The organism is Streptomyces sp. NRRL S-350 (assembly GCF_000719705.1).
GTDB lineage: Bacteria > Actinomycetota > Actinomycetes > Streptomycetales > Streptomycetaceae > Kitasatospora.
This window is the reverse complement of the sequence record NZ_JOHO01000011.1, coordinates 1-19,364: the sequence shown is the minus strand read 5'-3', so window position 1 is coordinate 19,364 and position 19,364 is coordinate 1. Positions and strand designations below refer to the sequence as shown.

At 74.0% G+C, this 19,364-nt stretch carries 16 protein-coding genes; 12 read left to right on the top strand and 4 right to left on the bottom strand.

The genetic code is table 11. The features are described from left to right. The first annotated feature begins 155 nt into the window (after window positions 1-155). Window positions 156-1,337: a PP2C family protein-serine/threonine phosphatase gene (locus tag IF30_RS0112545; RefSeq protein ID WP_051710039.1), complete on the top strand. Its 1,182-nt coding sequence runs from the start codon at window positions 156-158 to the stop codon at window positions 1,335-1,337. A 9-nt stretch (window positions 1,338-1,346) separates the two neighbouring features. Here IF30_RS0112545 and IF30_RS41345 read toward each other — a convergent pair whose 3' ends face one another. Continuing rightward, on the bottom strand, window positions 1,347-2,318 hold the full coding sequence (locus IF30_RS41345; protein WP_063752609.1) for an endonuclease/exonuclease/phosphatase family protein: 972 nt from the start codon (window positions 2,316-2,318) through the stop codon (window positions 1,347-1,349). A gap of 183 nt (window positions 2,319-2,501) precedes the next feature. Between IF30_RS41345 and IF30_RS0112535 the strand changes: the two genes are divergently transcribed. The 6 genes from IF30_RS0112535 (at window position 2,502) to IF30_RS0112510 (ending at window position 10,553) form a co-directional block, all read left to right on the top strand. Continuing rightward, a complete protein-coding gene (locus IF30_RS0112535; protein ID WP_030236327.1) occupies window positions 2,502-3,149 on the top strand; it encodes a PadR family transcriptional regulator in 648 nt (215 codons plus the stop codon). 70 nt (window positions 3,150-3,219) lie between these two features. Continuing rightward, window positions 3,220-3,984, top strand: a complete 765-nt coding sequence (locus IF30_RS0112530; RefSeq protein ID WP_030236325.1) for an ABC transporter ATP-binding protein — start codon at window positions 3,220-3,222, stop codon at window positions 3,982-3,984. Then, window positions 3,981-6,914, top strand: coding sequence for an ABC transporter permease (locus IF30_RS0112525; RefSeq protein ID WP_030236323.1), 2,934 nt, complete (start codon window positions 3,981-3,983; stop codon window positions 6,912-6,914). The genes IF30_RS0112530 and IF30_RS0112525 overlap by 4 nt, the downstream gene beginning before the upstream one ends. 151 nt (window positions 6,915-7,065) lie before the next feature. After that, on the top strand, window positions 7,066-8,469 hold the full coding sequence (locus IF30_RS0112520; protein ID WP_030236321.1) for a dipeptidase: 1,404 nt from the start codon (window positions 7,066-7,068) through the stop codon (window positions 8,467-8,469). A gap of 72 nt (window positions 8,470-8,541) precedes the next feature. Continuing rightward, on the top strand, window positions 8,542-9,492 hold the full coding sequence (gene nudC / locus IF30_RS0112515; RefSeq protein ID WP_030236319.1) for an NAD(+) diphosphatase: 951 nt from the start codon (window positions 8,542-8,544) through the stop codon (window positions 9,490-9,492). A gap of 221 nt (window positions 9,493-9,713) precedes the next feature. After that, window positions 9,714-10,553: a GntR family transcriptional regulator gene (locus IF30_RS0112510; protein ID WP_030236316.1), complete on the top strand. Its 840-nt coding sequence runs from the start codon at window positions 9,714-9,716 to the stop codon at window positions 10,551-10,553. Window positions 10,554-10,584: 31 nt separating this feature from the next. On the opposite strand, the gene IF30_RS0112505 is transcribed toward IF30_RS0112510, so the two are convergent. Continuing rightward, on the bottom strand, window positions 10,585-10,842 hold the full coding sequence (locus tag IF30_RS0112505; RefSeq protein WP_030236313.1) for a mycoredoxin: 258 nt from the start codon (window positions 10,840-10,842) through the stop codon (window positions 10,585-10,587). A gap of 164 nt (window positions 10,843-11,006) precedes the next feature. Between IF30_RS0112505 and IF30_RS0112500 the strand changes: the two genes are divergently transcribed. The 4 genes from IF30_RS0112500 to IF30_RS50565 all read left to right on the top strand — a co-directional run bounded on the left by IF30_RS0112500 (window position 11,007) and on the right by IF30_RS50565 (window position 14,946). Continuing rightward, entirely contained in the window at window positions 11,007-13,274 is a 2,268-nt protein-coding gene (locus IF30_RS0112500) for an ATP-dependent DNA helicase UvrD2 (protein WP_078891351.1), read from the top strand. A 282-nt stretch (window positions 13,275-13,556) separates the two neighbouring features. Next, a complete protein-coding gene (locus IF30_RS43450) occupies window positions 13,557-14,015 on the top strand; it encodes a hypothetical protein (RefSeq protein WP_051710035.1) in 459 nt (152 codons plus the stop codon). A gap of 167 nt (window positions 14,016-14,182) precedes the next feature. Further along, a complete protein-coding gene (locus IF30_RS0112490) occupies window positions 14,183-14,551 on the top strand; it encodes a WhiB family transcriptional regulator (protein WP_420791139.1) in 369 nt (122 codons plus the stop codon). Next, window positions 14,548-14,946, top strand: coding sequence for a hypothetical protein (locus IF30_RS50565; RefSeq protein ID WP_324605632.1), 399 nt, complete (start codon window positions 14,548-14,550; stop codon window positions 14,944-14,946). Before IF30_RS0112490 ends, IF30_RS50565 begins: the two co-directional genes overlap by 4 nt. 154 nt (window positions 14,947-15,100) lie before the next feature. On the opposite strand, the gene IF30_RS0112480 is transcribed toward IF30_RS50565, so the two are convergent. Together IF30_RS0112480 and IF30_RS0112475 are read right to left on the bottom strand one after the other, a co-directional pair. Further along, entirely contained in the window at window positions 15,101-16,471 is a 1,371-nt protein-coding gene (locus tag IF30_RS0112480; RefSeq protein WP_030236298.1) for an ABC1 kinase family protein, read from the bottom strand. A gap of 215 nt (window positions 16,472-16,686) precedes the next feature. Continuing rightward, on the bottom strand, window positions 16,687-17,409 hold the full coding sequence (locus IF30_RS0112475; protein ID WP_030236297.1) for a TetR/AcrR family transcriptional regulator: 723 nt from the start codon (window positions 17,407-17,409) through the stop codon (window positions 16,687-16,689). Between the two features lie 155 nt (window positions 17,410-17,564). Between IF30_RS0112475 and IF30_RS0112470 the strand changes: the two genes are divergently transcribed. Continuing rightward, window positions 17,565-19,133 carry an MFS transporter gene (locus tag IF30_RS0112470; RefSeq protein WP_078891350.1) on the top strand — a complete coding sequence of 523 codons (1,569 nt, stop codon included), beginning with the start codon at window positions 17,565-17,567 and terminating at the stop codon, window positions 19,131-19,133. Window positions 19,134-19,364: the final 231 nt, after the last annotated feature.

Below are 19,364 nucleotides of genomic sequence, written 5' to 3'. Positions count from 1 at the left end.
GAAACCTGTGCGTCATGCACGTTTCGCGCATATTGTGGGGTCGGTAACCGGTCAACCCCCGTGCTCCGGCCGCCAGCGAGGCCCGCATTCCCTGACCCTCAGTCATCACCGCAGGTGCCTTCGGGCATCGGCGTCTTCTGCTGGAGAGACCGAAGTTGAGCGCGACCGGATGGATCAGAGAGCGGTTCACCGGGCCGACCCCGGGACCCGCCCCGCGCGCGACCGGCACCTGGCCGAGGACGGCGCTCGCGCTGCCCCTCCTCGGCATGGTGCTGATCGTCGCCCTCGACTACCTCAGCGGCACCGAGGTGACGGTCGAACCCGCCCTCACCGCCGTACCCGCGCTGGCCGCCGTGGTCAGCCGCCGCACCTGGTACCCGCTCGTCATCGGCCTGTGCACCGAGGCGGCGGCCTTCCTGATGGCCTTCCGCAGCGACACGCTCGGCGAGTCCGTGCACGCCGCCAGCGTCATCGCGATCCTGCTCGTCGCCACGATCGGCTGGGTCAGCGCCACCCTGAGACTGCGCCAGGAACGGGCCCTGGCCGACGCCCAACTGGTCGCCTCGATCGCCCGCCGGGTGCTGCTGCGGCCCGTCCCCGAGCGGGTCGGCACCGTCCGGGCCGCCGTCCACTACGAGGCCGCCGCCGCGCACGCCCGCATCGGCGGCGACCTCTACGAGGTGGTCAACACCCGGCACGGCGTGCGGGCCGTGGTCGGGGACGTGCGCGGCAAGGGCCTCGGCGCGGTCGAGACGGCCGCCGCCGTGCTCGGCGCCTTCCGCGAGGCCGCCCACCAGGAGGCCGCCCTGGACCGGGTGGCGGGCTGGCTCGCCGTCAGCCTCGACCGCGCCCTGCACGAGAACGACCACCCCGGCGTGGAGGAGGAGTTCGTCACCCTGGTGCTGATCGGCGTCGGGCCCGACGGCGCCGCCGAGATCGTCAACTGCGGCCACCCCGCGCCGCTGCTGCTGCGCGGCGGCGAGGTCAGCCCGCTCGAACTCGCCGAGACCGTACCGCCGCTGGGCGTCCTCGACCCGGCCGACGTCCGCCCGCCGGTGCACCGGGTGGCGCTGCGGGACGACGACCGGGTGCTGCTGTTCACCGACGGGGTGATCGAGGCCCGGGACCGGGCGGGCGCCTTCTACCCGCTCGCCGAACGCTTCCCGCGCTGCGCCGACGGCCGCCCCGCCGACGTCCTGCAGCGCCTCCACGAGGACGTGGTGCGCCACGTCGGACGCCAACTCGGCGACGACGCGGCCATGCTGCTCCTGCAGTACGCCCCCGCGCCGTCGGCCGTCCACGTCCCGCAGCAGGCCGGGGTCCTGACGCGGCAGTGACCCCACCCGCTACAGCGACACCTCGACCAGCAGCGGCCGGTGGTCCGACACCGCCGCGTGCGGCGCCGACGCCGGGCCCACCGCCGTGCGCGGCACGCCGATCGCCAGCACGTGGTCGAACTGCACCGCCGGCCGGTGCGAGGGGTACGTCGGCGTGCGCGCCAGGTCGTACCAGCCCTGCAGCCGGGCCCGCGGCTCGCGCACCCGCCGACGGCGTTGCCCGGCCGGCTGCGGCCGCGCCCGGCGGGCCGCGCGCAGCTCGCGCACCCGCACCCGCGGCCCGGTGCGCTCCAGCGCAGTCGCCCCGCCGAGCACCGTGCGCGGCACCGCGCCGACCAGGTTGAAGTCGCCCAGCACCAGGTACGGCTGCGGCAGGTCGGCGATCCAGCGCCGGATGCCCGCCAGCTGCGCCATGTTCCAGCCCGGCACGAAGGACAGGTGCGTCGCCACCACGGTGAACGGCCCGCGCTCGCCCTCCAGCACCGCCGCCAGCGCCGTCCGCGGCTCGTCCGGCACCGGGGTCAGCCCCCGCCGCCCCGCCACCCGCAGTGGCAGGCCGAACGGCGCCGGGGCGAACCGCCGGGCCCGCCAGTGCCGCACCGGCAGCCGGGTCAGCAGCGCCGTCCCGTACGAGGGCGGGGCGTCGTCGCCCACCTCGGCCGACCCGTACACCCGCAGGCCGTCGGGCCCGGACGGATCCCGCACCCAGCCGGCCACCGGCGCCGGGCGTCCGTGCAGCGCGGCGGCGAACCGCCAGTCCTTGGCGCCCATCGCCGCGGCCGCCACCGCGGCCTGGTCGGTGCCGCCGGAGCGCGCCTGGTGCCGGTCCACCTCCTGGAGGGCCAGGACGTCGGCGTCCAGCGCGGCCACGGCCTCGGCCAGCGGCGCGCCGGCGTCGGACGGGTAGGGCCGCGGCGCGCCGTCGGGGGCGAGCGGCTGACCGTGCAGCAGGTTGAAGGTGGCGATGCGCAACTGGCTCACACCGCACGACGGTACCCGGTCGCCGGGAGGGGGCGCGGCTCCGGGCGGGAGGGGGAGCGGTCCGAGGCGGGGGAGGTTCGCGGCCTGTGGAGGGGCGGCGCCGGGGTGAGGGGGGTGGCGCCGGTGCGAGGGGGGAGCGGCCCGGCTTGAGACGCGAGGGCATACCGGGTATACATACCGAGTATGTCCATCCGTCACGGTCTGCTCGCCCTGCTCGACCAGGGCCCGCGCTACGGCTACCAGCTGCGCACCGAGTTCGAGGCGCGCACCGGCGCCACCTGGCCGCTCAACGTCGGGCAGGTCTACACCACGCTGTCCCGACTGGAGCGCGACGGCCTGGTCGAACCCGCCGGGGAGGACGAGGACGGCCACCAGTTCTACGCCGTCACCGACGCCGGCCGCTCCGAACTGCGGTCCTGGTTCGACACCCCGGTGCCCCGGACCAGCCCCCCGCGCGACGAACTGGCGATCAAGCTCGCCATGGCCGTCACCGTCCCCGGCGTCGACGTCTCCGCCGTCGTCCAGGGCCAGCGCCGACACAGCATCAAGGCACTGCAGGACTACACCCGGCTCAAGGGCCGCGCCCTGGCCGGAGCCCCGCAGCCCGGCGACGCGGACCGGCCCGGCACCGTGCCCGCCACGAGCAACGACCTCGCCTGGCTGCTCGTCCTCGACCAGCTGATCTTCCAGACCGAGGCCGAGATCCGCTGGCTCGACCACTGCGAGACCCGGCTCGCCCAGCAGGCCGAACTCCTGCAGGCCCGCGCCGCCGAAACCGCCCGCGACGGCGGCGCCGCACCGGCCAGGCGCAGCCGCCGCCTGCGCACCTGAGCGCCACGGGCGCACCGAACCACCGGCTCGGACCCGACCCCGAGCCCACACCCAGTACGAGGGGGGAATCGTGTCCCACACCGAAGAAACCCGGCCGACGCCGGTACTGCACCTGGAGAACGTCACCCGGGTCCACGGCCACGGCGCCGCCGAGGTCCAGGCCCTGCGCGGCGTCGACCTCAAGGTCCACCCCGGCGAGTTCGTCGCCGTCATGGGGCCCTCCGGCTCCGGCAAGTCGACCCTGCTCACCCTGGCCGGCGGCCTCGACACCCCGAGCACCGGCCGGGTCCTGGTCGAAGGCGTCGCCCTCGGCGACCTCAACCGCAAGAAGCTCGCCCAGGTCCGCCGCCGCTCCGTCGGCTACGTCTTCCAGGACTACAACCTGATCCCGGCGCTCACCGCCGCCGAGAACATCTCGCTGCCGCGCGAACTCGACGGCCTGTCCACCCGCGCCGCCCGCCGCGAGGCACTCGCCGCCCTGGAGGAACTCGGCATCCCCGAACTCGCCGACCGCTTCCCCGACGACATGTCCGGCGGGCAGCAGCAGCGCGTCGCCATCGCCCGCGCACTCATCGGCGACCGCCGCCTCGTCCTCGCCGACGAGCCCACCGGCGCCCTCGACTCCACCACCGGCGAAGCCGTCCTCGCCGTCCTGCGCGCCCGCTGCGACGCCGGCGCCGCCGCCATGATGGTCACCCACGAGGCCCGGCACGCCGCCTGGGCCGACCGCGTCGTCTTCCTGCGCGACGGCCGCATGGTCGACGAGTCCGTCAGCCAGGACGCCGCCAGCCTGCTCGTCAGCGCGGCCACCAACAGCATGAAGGTGGACGAGTGAAGCTCAGCGCCTGGCGGGTCGCCCTGCGCGTCGCCCGCCGCGACGCCCTGCGCGCCAAGGGACGCAGCGCCCTCGTCATAGCCATGGTCGCGCTGCCCGTCCTCGGCGTCACCGGCGCCGACGTGGTCTTCCGCAGCGCCGACCTCTCGCCCGCCGAACGCTCCGTACGCATCATGGGCCGGGCCGCCGCCGAACTGGAGATGGTCGAGCGCGGCTCCACCGTGGTGCAGGCGCCGGACCCGGACCAGGGCTACACCGTCGAGAACCCGAAGGACCCGAAGGGCTCCAAGGGCCCGAGGAACCCCGCGGACGCCAACGACACCCCGGACGCCAAGGACACCGCGAACGCCGGTGCCGACCCGAAGTACACCCCCGCGCAGCAACGCTCCCTGGACACCGAACCCGCCGAACTGGCACGGCAGTTGCTTCCGGCCGGCGCCACCCTCGTGCCCGAACGCCAGGGCCCGTACACCGCGACGAGCAGCACCGACGGCCTGCTCGCCACCCGGGTCTCCGAAGCCGACCTGAACGACCCGGTCTGGGACGGCCGCGTCGACCTGGTCAAGGGCCGCGCACCCGCGAACGACCACGAGGCCGCCGTCACCCCGGACTTCCTCAAGCGCTCCGGCCTCAAGGTCGGCGACCGCACCGCCGTCCGCGGCCTGGAAGCCACCCCGTTCACCATCACCGGCGTCTACGAGTACCCCGGCGAGCTCAGCGCCACCGAACTCTTCGCCCCGCCCGGCACCCTGATCGACCGGCTCGCCAAGGCCCCCGGCGCCACCCGAGGCCCGGGCTCCGGCACCGGCGAGCCCACCACCTGGCTGGTCAGACTCCCGGACGGCGCCGCCCTCGACTGGCACAAGGTCCTCGAACTCAACCAGTACGGCTTCCACGTCACCTCCCGCGCCGTCCTGATCGACCCCCCGGCCCGCGCCGACGTCCCCTACTTCCTCGAACAGGACCGGCACGGGTTCGGCGACACCTCGTACTTCAACCGCACCTCCGTCGTCATCCTCGCCACCGTCGTCGGCATGGCCCTGCTGGAGATCGTCCTCCTCGCGGGCCCCGCCTTCGCCGTCGGGGCCCGGCGCTCCCGGCGGCAACTCGGCCTGCTCGCCGCCGCGGGCGGTGACCGCGCCAACGTGCGCGCCGTCGTCCTCGGCGGCGGCATCGTCCTCGGCGTCACCGGCGCCGCGGTCGGCCTCGCCCTCGGCGTCGGCCTGGTCGCCCTGCTGCGCACCCAGGCGGAGCAGTACTCCGGCCGGCGCTTCGGGCACTTCGCCCTCCAGCCGTTCGACCTGCTCGGCGTGCTCCTGGTCGGCCTGGTCACCGGCCTGCTCGCCGCCGTCGCCCCCGCCGTCCAGGCCTCCCGCCAGGACGTCGTCTCCGCGCTCACCGGCCGCGACTCGCTCAAGCCGCCGAGCCGCAAGCTCGCCGTGCTCGGCCTGCTGATGCTCGGCGGCGGCGCGGCGCTGGCCCTGCTCGGCGCCACCGGCGGTTTCGGCAGCCGCAGCCTGGCCGTCCTCGGCGGCTCGGCCGTCGCCGAACTCGGCATGGTCGCGCTCACGCCCTACCTGGTCGGCCTGTTCGGCCGGCTCGGCCGCTGGCTCTCGCTCGGTCCCCGGCTCGCCCTGCGCGACTCGGTGCGCCACCGCGCCCGCACCGCGCCCGCCGTCGCCGCCGTCATGGCCGCCGTGGCCGGCTCCGTCGCCGTCAGCGTGTACACCGCCAGCTTCGAGGAGCAGTACCGCAGCGAGTACCTCGCCCACGGCCCCTCCGGCGCCGTCATGCTCGGCAGCGGCTGGCTCAGCGGGGCCGACGGCAAGCTGCTGCCGCAGATGCGGGAGGCCGTCGAACGCGGCATCCCCGACCTCGGCCCCCGCGCCGACGTCCAGGCCGCGCACTACAAGGGCGACTGCTCCGACGGCGGGGCGTGCGGCTACATCAGCGTCGACCTGCCCAAGGAGATCCGCTGCCCCGTCCTGGACCTGGACCGCGAGTTCGGCCCCGGCGAGGCGGACCGGATCCTGGAGACGGACCGGCGCTGCCAGGCCGACAACCGCGTCGGCAGCCCCTACGGCCCGCTGGCGGTCGGCGACGCCACCCTGCTGCGCAACCTCTACGGCGTCACCGACCCGGCCGCCGGCCAGGCACTCGCGGCCGGCAAGGTCGTCGTCTTCGACGACCGCTACCTCAAGGACGGCAAGCTCGCCCTGCAGTACAGCGAGCCGGTCGACTACACCGCGAACGGCAGTGCTTCCCACAAGCCCGTCCGCCACGAGATCGCCGTCGACGCCGTCCTCGCGCAGGCCGCGGTGCGCGCACCCGGGCAGGCCGTGCTCAGCCCGGACACCGCCGCCAGGCTCGGGTTCACCACCTCGGCGGCCGGCTCGGTGTGGCTGCCCGGCTCCGCGCCCTCCGACAGCGCCCAGCAGAAGGCCGACGGGGCGCTGGCCAGGATCACCGACCGCGACCTGCTCACCGTCGAGCGCGGCTACCAGTCCCACGCCGACCTCATCACCCTGGGCCTGACCGCCTTCGCCGGCCTGGTCGCCCTCGGGGCGGCCGGCATCGCCACCGGACTGGCCGCCGCCGACTCCCAGCGCGACCTGACCACCCTCGCGGCGGTCGGCGCCGAGCCCCGCATCCGGCGCTCGCTGTCCGGCTTCCAGTGCGGCGTGATCGCCGCCATGGGCGCCCTGCTCGGCGTGGTCTGCGGCATCGTGCCGGGCGCGGCGCTGCGCAAGGTCGAGGGCGCGGCGAGCAACTACCCCGGCCTGAGCCCCGAGGAGCTCGCCCACCGGGCGTCCGTGGTCGTCCCGTGGCCGACCATCGCCGCCACCGTCGTGGTGCTCCCGCTGCTCGCGGCCGCCCTCGCGGCGGTGCTCACCCGCTCGCGGATCACGATGCTGCGCCGCTCGGGCTGACGCCGCCCGCCGGGGCCGAGGCCCGTCCGCCGCTCCGCCACCCCCGCCGCAGCCGTACCGCGGTGGGGGTGACGGACGTTACAGCCCCGGGGGCGCCCGGCAGCCGGACGTCCGGGGCGGGCACCCGTACGGGCGAACTACAGTCGTCGGTATGACGAGAACCCCGGACAGCGCCGTCCGCTCCTACATCGACCGGCACCAGGCCGCCTTCCTCGCCGACCTCGCCGAATGGCTGGCCATCCCGTCGGTCTCCGCCGATCCGGCCCGCGCCGGCGAGGTGCGGCGCTCCGCCGAGTGGCTGGCGGCCAAGCTGCGCGAGACCGGCTTCCCGGTCGCCGAGGTGTGGGAGACGGACGGCCTGCCGGCGGTGTTCGCCGAGTGGCCCTCGGGGGACGCGTCCGCGCCGACCGTGCTGGTCTACGGGCACCACGACGTGCAGCCCGCCGCCAGGGAGGACGGCTGGGACACCGAGCCGTTCACCCCGACCGTGGTCGACGGCCGGCTGTACGCGCGCGGCGCCGCCGACGACAAGGGCCAGGTCTTCTTCCACACCCTGGGGGTGCGCGCCCACCTGGACGCCACCGGCCGCACCGCGCCGGCCGTCAACCTCAAGCTGCTGATCGAGGGCGAGGAGGAGTCCGGCTCGCCGCACTTCGCCGACCTGGTCCGCCGCGAGGCCGACCGGCTGGCCGCCGACGTCGTCGTCATCTCGGACACCGGCATGTGGTCGGCCGACACACCGACCGTCTGCACCGGCATGCGCGGCCTCGCCGACGCCCAGATCGACCTGTACGGGCCGGACACCGACATCCACTCCGGGTCCTTCGGCGGCGCCGTCCCCAACCCGGCGCAGGTCGCGGCCGAGCTGGCCGCCGCCCTGCACGACGCCGACCGCAAGGTCGCGGTGCCGGGCTTCTACGACGGCGTGGTCGAGCTGACCGACCGCGAGCGCGAGCTGTTCGCCGAGCTGCCCTTCGACGAGGAGCAGTGGCTGCGGGTCGCCAAGTCGTACGGCACCCGGGGCGAGGCCGGGTACACCACCCTGGAGCGGATCTGGGCCCGCCCGACCGCCGAGGTCAACGGCATCTGGGGCGGCTACACCGGCCCCGGCGGCAAGACCATCGTGCCCGCCTCGGCACACCTCAAGCTGTCCTTCCGGCTGGTCGCCGGGCAGGAGGTGGAGAAGGTCCGCGAGGCGGTGCGGGCCTGGGTGGCCGAGCGGGTGCCCGAGGGCGTCCGGTACGAGCTGGTCTTCCCGGGCGCGACCCGGCCCTGCCTGACCCCGCTGGACCACCCGGCGCTGCAGTCCACCGTCCGCGCGATGGGCCGGGCCTTCGGGCAGAGGATCCTGTTCACCCGCGAGGGCGGCTCCGGCCCGGCCGCCGACCTCCAGGACGTGCTGGGCGCGCCGGTGCTGTTCCTCGGCATCTCGGTGCCCTCGGACGGCTGGCACTCGGTCAACGAGAAGGTCGAGCTGGACCTGCTGGCCAAGGGCGTGGAGACCGCCGCGTACCTGTGGGGCGACCTGGCCGAGAACTTCCGGCCCGGCGCGTGACCCGCTCCGTGGACACCATGGCCAGTCCGATCACCCATCCGGTCACCCATCCGGATGATTCACCACGTGGGGATGGAACCTGTGAGCACCGTGCCTGAGACCGAGCGCCCGCTGCACCTGGCACTGGCCCGGGCCGGGGTGGAGCGCGCGGCCGAGCACCGCTTCGACGAGCCCTGGCTGGCGGCGGCCTGGAGCCACCCGGCCACCCGGGTGCTGCCGATCGCCGGCGGCGAGGCGTTCGTGGTCGACACCGCGCAGGGCACCGAACTCGTGCTGCTGCCCTCCTTCGAGGCGCCGCAGACCGGCGACCGCTACTTCCTCGGCACCGACGAGGACGGCGTCTCCTACTTCGCGCTGGCCGGCGAGAGCCTGCCCGGGCGCCTGGACGGCGACGCCCGCCCGGCCGGGCTGCGCGAGGTCGGCGCGATGCTGTCCGACCGGGACGCCGGGCTGCTGGTGCACGCCGTCGCACTGGAGCACTGGCACCGGCTGCACAGCTTCTGCTCGCGCTGCGGGCACCCCACCGAGAAGGCCGGGGCCGGCCACGTGCGGCGCTGCACCTCCTGCGCGGCCGAGCACTACCCGCGCACCGACCCGGCGGTGATCATGGTGATCACCGACGAGCAGGACCGCTGCCTGCTCGGCCGCCAGGCGCTGTGGCCGGAGGGCCGCTGGTCGACCCTGGCCGGCTTCGTCGAGCCGGGGGAGTCCATCGAGCAGGCGGTGGCCCGCGAGGTGCACGAGGAGGCGGGCGTGCGGGTCGGCGAGGTGCGCTACGTCGCGAGCCAGCCGTGGCCGTTCCCGTCCAGCCTGATGCTCGGCTTCGAGGGCAAGGCGCTGCCCGGGGGAACCGAGATCACCGTGGACGGCGAGGAGCTGGCCGAGGCGCGCTGGTTCTCCCGCGAGGAGCTCCGGGCCGGGATGGAGGCGGGCGAGATCCTGCCACCGTCCGGCATCTCGATCGCGCGGCACCTGGTCGAGCTCTGGTACGGCGAGCCGCTGCCCTCGGCGGCGCGCTGGTAATTCCGTCCGGTGCTTCCCGGGAACGGGGGCGTGCGGCTTATGCCGCGCGCCCCCGTTTTTCTTCCCAAACCCTTCCCTGATCCGCCACGACCATCTGTTCGTGGCCGGACGGGCCAGTTCTGCTACCGGAAGACACCTCCGGATCCCCGTCGTCAACCCACCCGGACGACATTGCCGGAAACGGCTGAAACCGTGTCACCGCGCTCGCTACATTCACTCGGGTGACAATCCCCCGGGGCACCGCCCAATCCCCCAAATACCAGCGCCTCGCCGCCGACCTGCGCCGCCGGATCGCCGAGGGCGAGTTCACCTCCGACGCCGCCCTGCCGGTCGAGAGCGAACTGGAACGCCAGTACGGCGTCGCCCGCAACACCGTCCGCCTCGCCGTCGACGTCCTGGTCAACGAGGGCCGCCTGGTCCGCCTCCAGGGCAAGGGCACCTACCTGCGCGAACACCCCGTCCTGGACCACCGCGCCTACGGACCCGGCCCGGCCCCCACCCCCCGCGACTGCCTCGCCGCGCCCTCCGACGTCTACCTCCGCGAAGCCGCCGACGCCGGACGCGAACTCGGCACCGACTTCGAGATGATGATCGTCCGGGCCCGGGTGGACATCGCCGAACGGCTCGGACTGCGCCCCGGCGAAGCCATCGTGGTCCGCCGCCAGCTGCGCCTGCTCGACCGCGAGCCGTACTCCATCGAGGAGAGCCACTACCGGGCCGGCCTCGCCGCCGGCACCCCGCTGATGGAACCCGACCCCGTCGAGGGCGGCGACGAAGCCGTGCTCGCCACCCTCGGACGCACCGAGATCGGCGCCGTCGACCACCTCGTCGCCCGGATGCCCGGACCGGAGGAGGCCCAGTGGTTCCAGGGCGGCCCCGGCGTGCCGCTCGTGGTGCAGACCCGCGTCACCTACGACCGGCGCGGGCCCGTCCGGGTCATCGAGACCCGCTACTCGGCCGACCGCAGCCGGCTCGTCTACGGCCTCGGCGACCTCGGCGCGCGCACCACCCTGCCCGCGCCCGCCGCACCCGTCGACCCCGCCCGGGCCGACGCGCCCTGACGCGCGCCGGCCCCGGGCGGCCCCGGCCGGGTCAGGCCGCCAGGGCCTTCTTGACCTGCAGCAGGCTCGGGTTGGTCATCACGACCCGCTCGCCGCCGCCCACCGGCGTCACCAGCACCGTCGGCACCGTCTGGTTGCCGTTGTTCACGGACTCGACGAAGGACGCCGACGCCGGGTCCTCCTCGATGTTGATCTCGGTGTAGCCGATGCCTTCACGGTCCAGCTGGCTCTTGAGCCGGTTGCAGTACCCACACCAGGTCGTGCTGTACATCGTCACGGTGCCGGACATCGAGGGGACTCCTTCGGAAGAGGGGTGCGTACGGTCTCACGACGCAACGCCCACCGGGCGGCGGGCATTCCGGCGCCCCGGCGGCCGACGGCCGGAGCGATCATCCTGCGATCACACCGGGCCTGTGGACAACCCCACCCGCGCTGTCCCACCGGGCTGAGAAGATGGAACGCATGCAGGAAGACCTCTTGAGCGGCAGCCCCTACGACGGCCCCCACGGCTCCCCCTGGGCCGACCCCGGCGCCGCCACGGGCCCCGACGCCGTGCTCGCCGGGCTCGACCCCGAACAGCGCGCCGTCGCCACCGCCCTGCACGGCCCCGTCTGCGTCCTCGCCGGCGCCGGCACCGGCAAGACCCGCGCCATCACCCACCGCATCGCCTACGGCGTGCGCAGCGGCGTCTACCACCCCCAGCAGGTCCTCGCTGTCACCTTCACCGCCCGCGCCGCCGGCGAGATGCGCGGCCGCCTGCGCCAGCTCGGCGCCGACGGCGTCCAGGCCCGCACCTTCCACGCCGCCGCCCTGCGCCAGCTCCAGTACTTCTGGCCCCGCGCCGTCGGCGGCCCCGTCCCCCAACTCCTCGAACGCAAGGTCCAACTCGTCGCCGAAGCCGCCGGCCGCTGCGGCCTGCGCGTCCAGCGCACCGAACTGCGCGACCTCACCGCCGAGATCGAATGGGCCAAGGTCACCCAGACCGGCCCCGACGACTACCCCGCCGCCGTCGCCAAGTCCGGCCGCGACGCCCCCCGCGACCCGGCCGAGACCGCCCAGGTCTACCGCGTCTACGAGGAGACCAAGAGCCGCCGCGGCAACATCGACTTCGAGGACGTCCTGCTGCTCACCGCCGCCATCCTGGAGGACCGCCCGGACATCGCCGACCAGGTCCGCTCCCAGTACCGGCACTTCACCGTCGACGAGTACCAGGACGTCTCCCCGCTCCAGCAGCGCCTGCTCGACCAGTGGACCGGCCCCGACGGCGGCGCCAGCCTCTGCGTCGTCGGCGACGCCAGCCAGACCATCTACTCCTTCACCGGAGCCACCCCCGACTACCTGCTGAACTTCCGCGCCCGCCACCCCGAGGCCACCGTCGTCAAGCTCGTCCGCGACTACCGCTCCACCCCCCAGGTCGTCCACCTCGCCAACGGACTCCTCGCCCAGGCCCGCGGCGAAGCCGCCCGCCACCGCCTCGAACTCGTCTCCCAGCGCGAAGCCGGCCCCGACCCCGTCTACACCGAGTACGAGGACGAACCCACCGAAGCCGAGACCACCGCCCGCCGGATCAAGGACCTGCTCGCCGCCGGCGTGCGCGCCAGCGAGATCGCCGTCCTCTTCCGCACCAACGGCCAGTCCGAGGTCTACGAACAGGCCCTCGCCGACCTCGGCGTCCCCTACCAGCTCAAGGGCGCCGAACGGTTCTTCGAACGCCCCGAGGTCCGGGACGCCGGCGTCCTGCTGCGCGGCGCCGCCCGCGCCGCCTCCGACCCCCTCACCGACGGCGCCCCAGACCTCGCCGGCCAGGTCCGCGCCGTCCTCGCCACCCGCGGCTTCACCGCCGAACCCCCCGCCGGCTCCGGCGCCGTCCGCGACCGCTGGGAGTCCCTCGCCGCCCTCGTCCGCCTCGCCGAGGAGTTCGAGCGCACCCGCACCGCCGCCGGCCAGGACGCCGACCTCGCCGCCTACGTCGTCGAACTCGACGCCCGCGCCGCCGCCCAGCACGCCCCCGCCGTCGAAGGCGTCACCCTCGCCTCCCTGCACGCCGCCAAGGGCCTCGAATGGGACGCCGTCTTCCTCGTCGGCCTCACCGAGGGCACCCTGCCGATCATCTACGCCAAGACCGACGAGCAGGTCGAGGAGGAACGCCGCCTCCTCTACGTCGGCGTCACCCGCGCCCGCAAGCACCTCAGCCTCTCCTGGGCCCTGGCCCGCTCCCCGGGCGGCCGCGCCGGCCGCAAGCCCAGCCGCTTCCTCGACGGGCTGCGCCCCGGCTCCGCCGCACCCGGCGCACGCACCGGCGCCCGCGGCGGGCGCGGGGGCGTCGAGGCCGGCGAGCGCTCCGCCGCCCGAAGGGCCCGCGGACCGGTCAAGTGCCGGGTCTGCGACAAGGCGCTCACCGAGGCCGTCGAACGCAAGCTGCGCCGCTGCGAGAGCTGCCCCTCCACCATGGACGAGGCGCTCTACGAGCGGCTGCGCGAGTGGCGGGCCCGGCAGGCGAAGAAGCAGGGCGCCCCGGCCTACGTGGTGTTCACCGACGCCACGCTCATGGCGATCGCCGAGGACGTGCCGGCCGACCGCCGGGACCTGGCCGCGATCTCCGGGGTCGGCGCGATGAAGCTGGACAAGTACGGGGCCGCCGTGCTCTCGTTGTGTGCGGGGGAGGAGCCCGAGGAGGATCCGGACGGCGTCGAGGACGACGGTCCGGTCGATCCGGCGTGAGCCGGCACGGGCGCGGTCCAGGGGACTGCTCGGGGTACTTCGCCGCCGGCCGCGGGGCCGCCGCGGAACTCGCGGGGGAACACGCCGCGGAACTCGCCGCGAAAAATAGTTTGCGCGGCATACCGGGAGCGCAATAGCCTGCCGGGGCGGTCAAGGGGACGCGGTCGCACGGGGTCACACCTGTGCCGGTTCTCTGCACCCACAGCTTCACCGAGACAGACATCCGAACATTCGGAGCCGGGGAAACCCGGCTCCGCGAGACGCCGAGAGGAGGCGAAGACAGTGGGAAACATCATGATCACCAAAATGACTGGCCAGACCGTTGTCGCTGCCTCCCTGCGTGCCGCCCGCCTGCGGGCGCTCGCCGAGCTCGGTGGAACCGGTCTGGGTCTCGACACCACCGGTGTCTCCGTCGTCCCCGCTGTCAGTGGTCCCGGACACACTGATCTGTGCCTCAAGGGCAGCAGGAGCGTCGAAGGCATCTCCGTCGAGACCGGTCTGTCCCGTGGCTGGGCGTCGTTCGGCACGTCGCGCTCCCTGCGCGATGAGCGACCGACCCAGGCACCGAAGGCGGCCGTAGCCGCCGCCATGCATGGCGGCTATGCGCAGGTCATCGGTGCCGGAAACACCCAGAAGCAGAACGAGCAGCTGATCAACCAGGCCACGGCCGCCCTCACCGGCGCCGAGGCCGTCCGGATGCGGGCCTTCCGCGGGCCTGAACCCTGGAGAGAACGAACCTGAGCCAGCCTCAGGTCGGCACCTCCAGGGCCGCGGAACCCGTCACACCGGGATCCGCGGCCCTTCTGTTTTGTCCGGTACGCAAGACCACCCAGGCCCCCCGGGGCCTCCGGCCCAGCACCACCAGTCACCTGGGCCGGAACCACTGAGAAGACGAGGAAGACGCCACAGTGTCCACGGTCATCACACCGCCCACCCCGTCCGTACCGCCGACAAGCCAGATCACCAAGGCCGACCAGGCCGACCCCCCGGAGGTTCCTTCCATGCAGATCAGCTCCATCGAGCAGGCCGAAGCGCTCGGTCTCCCCATCCCGTGCCGCGCCTTCGACCCCGAGGTCTTCTTCGCCGAGACGCCCGCCGACGTCGAGTACGCGAAGTCCCTCTGTGGCACCTGCCCGGTCAAGGACGCCTGCCTCACCGGCGCGCTGGAGCGACGCGAGCCGTGGGGCGTCTGGGGCGGCGAGCTGTTCGTCCAGGGAGTCGTCGTGGCCCGCAAGCGGCCGCGTGGCCGCCCGCGCAAGACCGAGGTCATGGCGTGAACCCCGCCGTCGAGGCCAGGGCCGTCCGCAGGGGAGAGCAGCCCCCGCTGGACAACGCCCTCCGCCGATCCGTGCGGATCGCCGCCGCCAAGGCCGACGCCGCAGCCCGTAACCCATTTCCGAGCACGCACCACGAGCAGGACCACGACATGACCCCCGCCGCCATCGATCCCACCGCCCGCGCCGAGCAGGCCACCGAACGTCAGACCCAGAACAGGATCCTCGAAATGCAACTCCTCCACGAATCCCTGGCCCGGGCCCATATGCAAGACAGGCTCCACGAGGCCGAGAACCAACGCCTCGTCAGCCGGGTCGTCCGGGCCCGCAAGCTCAAGCAGCGGGCCGAGCGGGCCTCGATGCGGGCCCGCAAGGCGCTCGCCGTGGCGCTGATGTAGCGTCCCGCCCCTCTGCTTGACCCCCGTCGCGCCGCAGGCCGCTCCCCGTTGGTGGGGAGCGGCCTGCGGCCGTCGATGGAAGTGCGGTGGAAGCGCGGTGGCTGCCGGCGCGGTGCCGCCCCGGGCGATCCCGTGCGGTTCGGCGCGGGGGCCGTCAGCTCTTGCCGGGCTCGGCCGGCCGCTTCGGCCCGGTCGGCCGGTCGGCGAACTCCGGCAGCCACTCCAGCATCTCCGCGCGGAACGGCGCCTTGGCGCCCAGCTGGCACAGCACGCCGATGGTGCTCAGCGTTACCCGGTGGATCAGCAGATACGCGGGCGGCAGGTTCAGCTGCTTGCCCAGGTTGTAGGCGGGGGATCGCGGGTCCGCGATCCGGGCCGCCTGGGCGCGCATCCAGGCCCGGGTGAAGTGGAACGTGTCCACCGCCGCCGGCTCGATGATCGGAAGCAGGTAGTCCAGCACCGCGTCCGGATCCAGCCGCACCGAGGGCTTCACAAAGCCCTCCTCGCGCAGCATCCGCAGCACCCCCGCCGCGTCCCCGGCCAGCGCCATCCGCAGCGACGCCCCGATCGGCGCGGGCAGCCCGCCCGGCAGCCGGTCCACCGTACCGAAGTCCAGCACGCCCAGACGCCAGCCGGACACCGGGCCGTCGTCCTTCAACAGCCGGAAGTTGCCGGGGTGCGGGTCCGCGTGCAGCAGACCGGTCCGGGACGGGCCGGCGAACAGGAACCGGGCCAGCAACTGCCCGGCGCGGTCGCGCTCCTCCTGGGTGCCGCCCGTGATCACCTCGGCCAGCGGGGTGCCGTCCATCCACTCGGTGACCAGCACCTGGTCGGCCTGCGCCACCACGCCCGGCACCGCGATGTCCGGGTCGCCCGCGAACTCCTCGGCGTGCCGGCGCTGCGCCTGCGCCTCCAGTTCGTAGTCGAGCTCCTCCGCGACGCGCTCGCGCAGCTCGGTGATCAGCGGCTTGATGTCCAGGCCGGGGATCAGCGGACCGAGCAGCCAGGCCACCCGGCTCAGCTGGGACAGGTCCGCGAGCAGCGCGTCCCCCGCTCCCGGGTACTGCACCTTGACCGCGACCCGGCGGCCGTCGTGCCAGACCGCCCGGTGCACCTGGCCGATGGAGGCCGCGGCTGCGGGGCGGTCGTCGAACTCCCGGAACAGCTCGCGCCAGTCATCCCCGAGGCGCTGGGCGAGCGCGGTGTGCACCTTGGCGGCGGGCATCGGCGGAGCGGCGTCCTGCAGCTTGGTGAGCGCCGCCCGGTACGGGCCGGCGACCTCCTCGGGCAGCGCGGCCTCGAAGACGGACAGCACCTGCCCGAACTTCATCGCCCCGCCCTTGAGTTCGCCGAGGACCTTGAAGAGCTGGTCGGCGGTGGCCTGTTGGAGCTCGGCGGTGACCACCTCGGCGGACCGGCCGCCGATCCGCCGGCCCAGGCCGAGCGTGGCGCGGCCGGCTATCCCCAGCGGCAGCGCGGCGAGCCGTGCCGTGCGGGTCACTGCCTTGCGCGGAAGATCGCTCACCCGGGCCTCCAATCCCTGGCCCCCCGACACCGGACGGCCGACCATCACTACGCCATTGTGCCCGCTCCCCGCCCCGACCCCGGCGGAATTCTGCGGGCGGGGGCGGGGAGTGCGGTCCCTTTGCGGGGAGTTGGGCGGCTTGGTCCGGTGGGATCGGCGGCCCGGCCCGGCCCGGCCCGGCCCGGCCCGGCCCGGCCCGGCCCGGCGGGCAGCGGTCAGCGGGGCAGACGCAGGGCGAGGCCGTCCAGGACGACCTCCAGGCCGTACGAGAACTTGGCGTTCCGGAGCTCGGCGGGGTCGGCGAGCGCGGCAGCGGCCGGGTAGGCGTCGGTGAGGTGGGCGTACCCGGCGGTGGCCTGCTGGGCGGCGGGCATCAGGCGGGCGATGAAGTCGGCCTCGCTCTCCCCGGCGCGGGCGACGGTGGTGAGCCAGGCCGCCTCGGTGGTGCTCATCCCGACGACGTAGGAGATGAGCGTGTCGATCGCACGGCCCGGCTCGGGGAAGCCGACGGCCGTGAAGAAGGCGGTCAGCCGCTCGCCGTAGGACGCCAGGTTGGGGCCGAGGTAGGCCAGACCGGCCTGGCCCAGGACGGAGGACAGCCAGGGGTGGCGCAGGGCCGTCGTACGGAAGGCCTCGGCGGCCTCGGTGGCGGCGGCGCGCCAGTCGGGGCTGTCGGCGGGTGGCAGGGCCATCTCGCCGAAGACCTCGTCCACCGCGAGCTCCATCAGCTCGTCCTTGGTCGCCACGTGCCGGTAGAGGGAGGTGGCGCCCGCGTTGAGGCGGGTGGCGAGCTTGCGCATGCTCAGCGCCTCGATGCCGTCGGCGTCCAGCACGGCGATCGCCTCGCGCACGATCGCGGCCCGGCTCAGGGCGGGTTGGTCGGGCTCCGGCTGTCGGCGGGCCCAGACGGACGGGATCGGGTTCGGTCGGGCGGCCATGGCGGCTCCTCCTCCTACAGGTTGCGTACACCGTTCGCATCGAGCGTACAGGAGCCTGCTGTTGCGCACACTGTTCCGATGTGCGTACAGTGTTCTCAACGACGGAACGCAGTGCGCATCGCGGAACGGTGTGCGCAGATGGGGAGGGGTGGCTGATGTCAGCCGACAACGTGGCCGGGGCCGGAGAACGCAACCCGCACCGGTGGTGGATCCTGATCGTGCTCTGCCTGAGCTCGCTCGTCCTGGTGGTCGACAGCATGGCCCTGACCGTCGCGGTGCCCTCGATGACCGCCGACCTCGGCGCGAGCGCCCAGGACACCCAGTGGATCCTCGACTCCTACGTCCTGGTCTTCGCCGGCCTGTTGCTGACCTCCGGCAGCCTCGGCGACCGCTTCGGCCGGCGGAAGATCATGATCATCGGACTGCTGCTCTTCGGGGTGGCGTCACTCGCGGCGACCTTCTGCGCCGACCCCGGCCAGGTGATCGCGGCCCGGATCGCGATGGGCGTCGGCGGAGCGCTCATCATGCCCTCGACGCTGTCGATCCTCATCACCGTCTTCGACGGGGAGGAGCGCAACAAGGCGATGGCCGCCTGGGGTTCGGTGGCGATGCTGGGCCTGGTCGGCAGCCCGGTGCTCGGGGGCGTGCTGATCGACCACTTCTCGTGGCACTCGATCTTCTTCATCAACGTCCCGGTGGTGGCGCTGGCGATCCTGGCGGGCCTGCTGCTGATGCCGGAGTCCAAGGGGCCGTGGCAGAAGCCCGACCCGCTCGGCGCGGTGCTGTCGGCCGTCGGCATGACCGCCCTGATCTGGTGGATCATCGAGATCCCGCAGCACGGCGCGTTCTCCGGGCGCTCCCTGGTCACCCTGGCCGTCGCGGTGGTCGCCCTCGTCGGATTCGTGGTGTGGGAGAACGTCACCGCCGCGCCGATGGTGCCGCTGGTGCTCTTCAAGGCCCGCAACTTCAGCGGGGGCTCGCTGTCGCTCACCCTCGTGCAGATCGGCAACGGCGGACTCCTGCTGGTGCTCACCCAGTACCTGCAGTTCGTGCTCGGGTACTCGCCGGTCAAGGCGGGCGTGGCGTTCCTGCCGCTGGCCGTCGCGGCGCTGATCGGCAACGGGGCCGGCGCCAAGCTCGCGGCGAAGATCGGCAACCGACTGCTGATCCTCGCGGGGATGATCGTCATGGCCTCCTCGTTCGCGCTGCTGACCACCGTCTCGGCCGACACCGGCTTCACCGTCCCGGCGACCGCGCTCGGCCTGCTCGGCCTCGGGGCGGGCCTGGCGATGCCGGCCGCGGTGGGCGCGCTGATGGGGACGATCCCGCCGGAGCAGGCGGGCGTCGGCTCGGCGCTCAACGACACCATCCAGCAGGCGGGCACCGCGCTCGGCATCGCGATCCTGGGCTCGCTGCTGTCGAGCGGCTTCGCCGACGGGATGCCGGCCGGGACGCCGGAGCAGGCGAAGCACTCCATCGCCGGGGCGCTGGCGATCGCCGGCGGGGACAGCGGGCTTGTCCGGACCGCCCGGGAGGCGTTCACCGGGGCGATGACGACGACCTTCACGGTCAGTGCGATCGGTGTGCTGGCGGCGGCGCTGCTGGCCGCGCTGGTGATGCGGGACCGGAAGACCGAGGCAGGTGCCGGCCCGGATGGCGACGGCGCGGGCCCGGAGGGCGACGGCGCGGGGGAGAACACCGGCGAGCCGCTGATCGCGGCCTGACCTCTGGACTGGTCAAGCAGTCAGTCAGTCGGCTGGTCAGTCGGCTGACCGGCCGGTCGGATGGCCGGTCGATGAGCAAGCCGAGAAGGCCGGCGCCCTTGGGGCGCCGGCCTTCGGTGTGTCCTCGGTGGTGGTGCGGTGCGCTGGAAGTCGGCGGGGCCGACTTCCAGCGTGGGCGGTGGGGCTCCGGGTCGGTTCCTGACACTTCGGGGGGCCCTCCCCCCCCTCCCC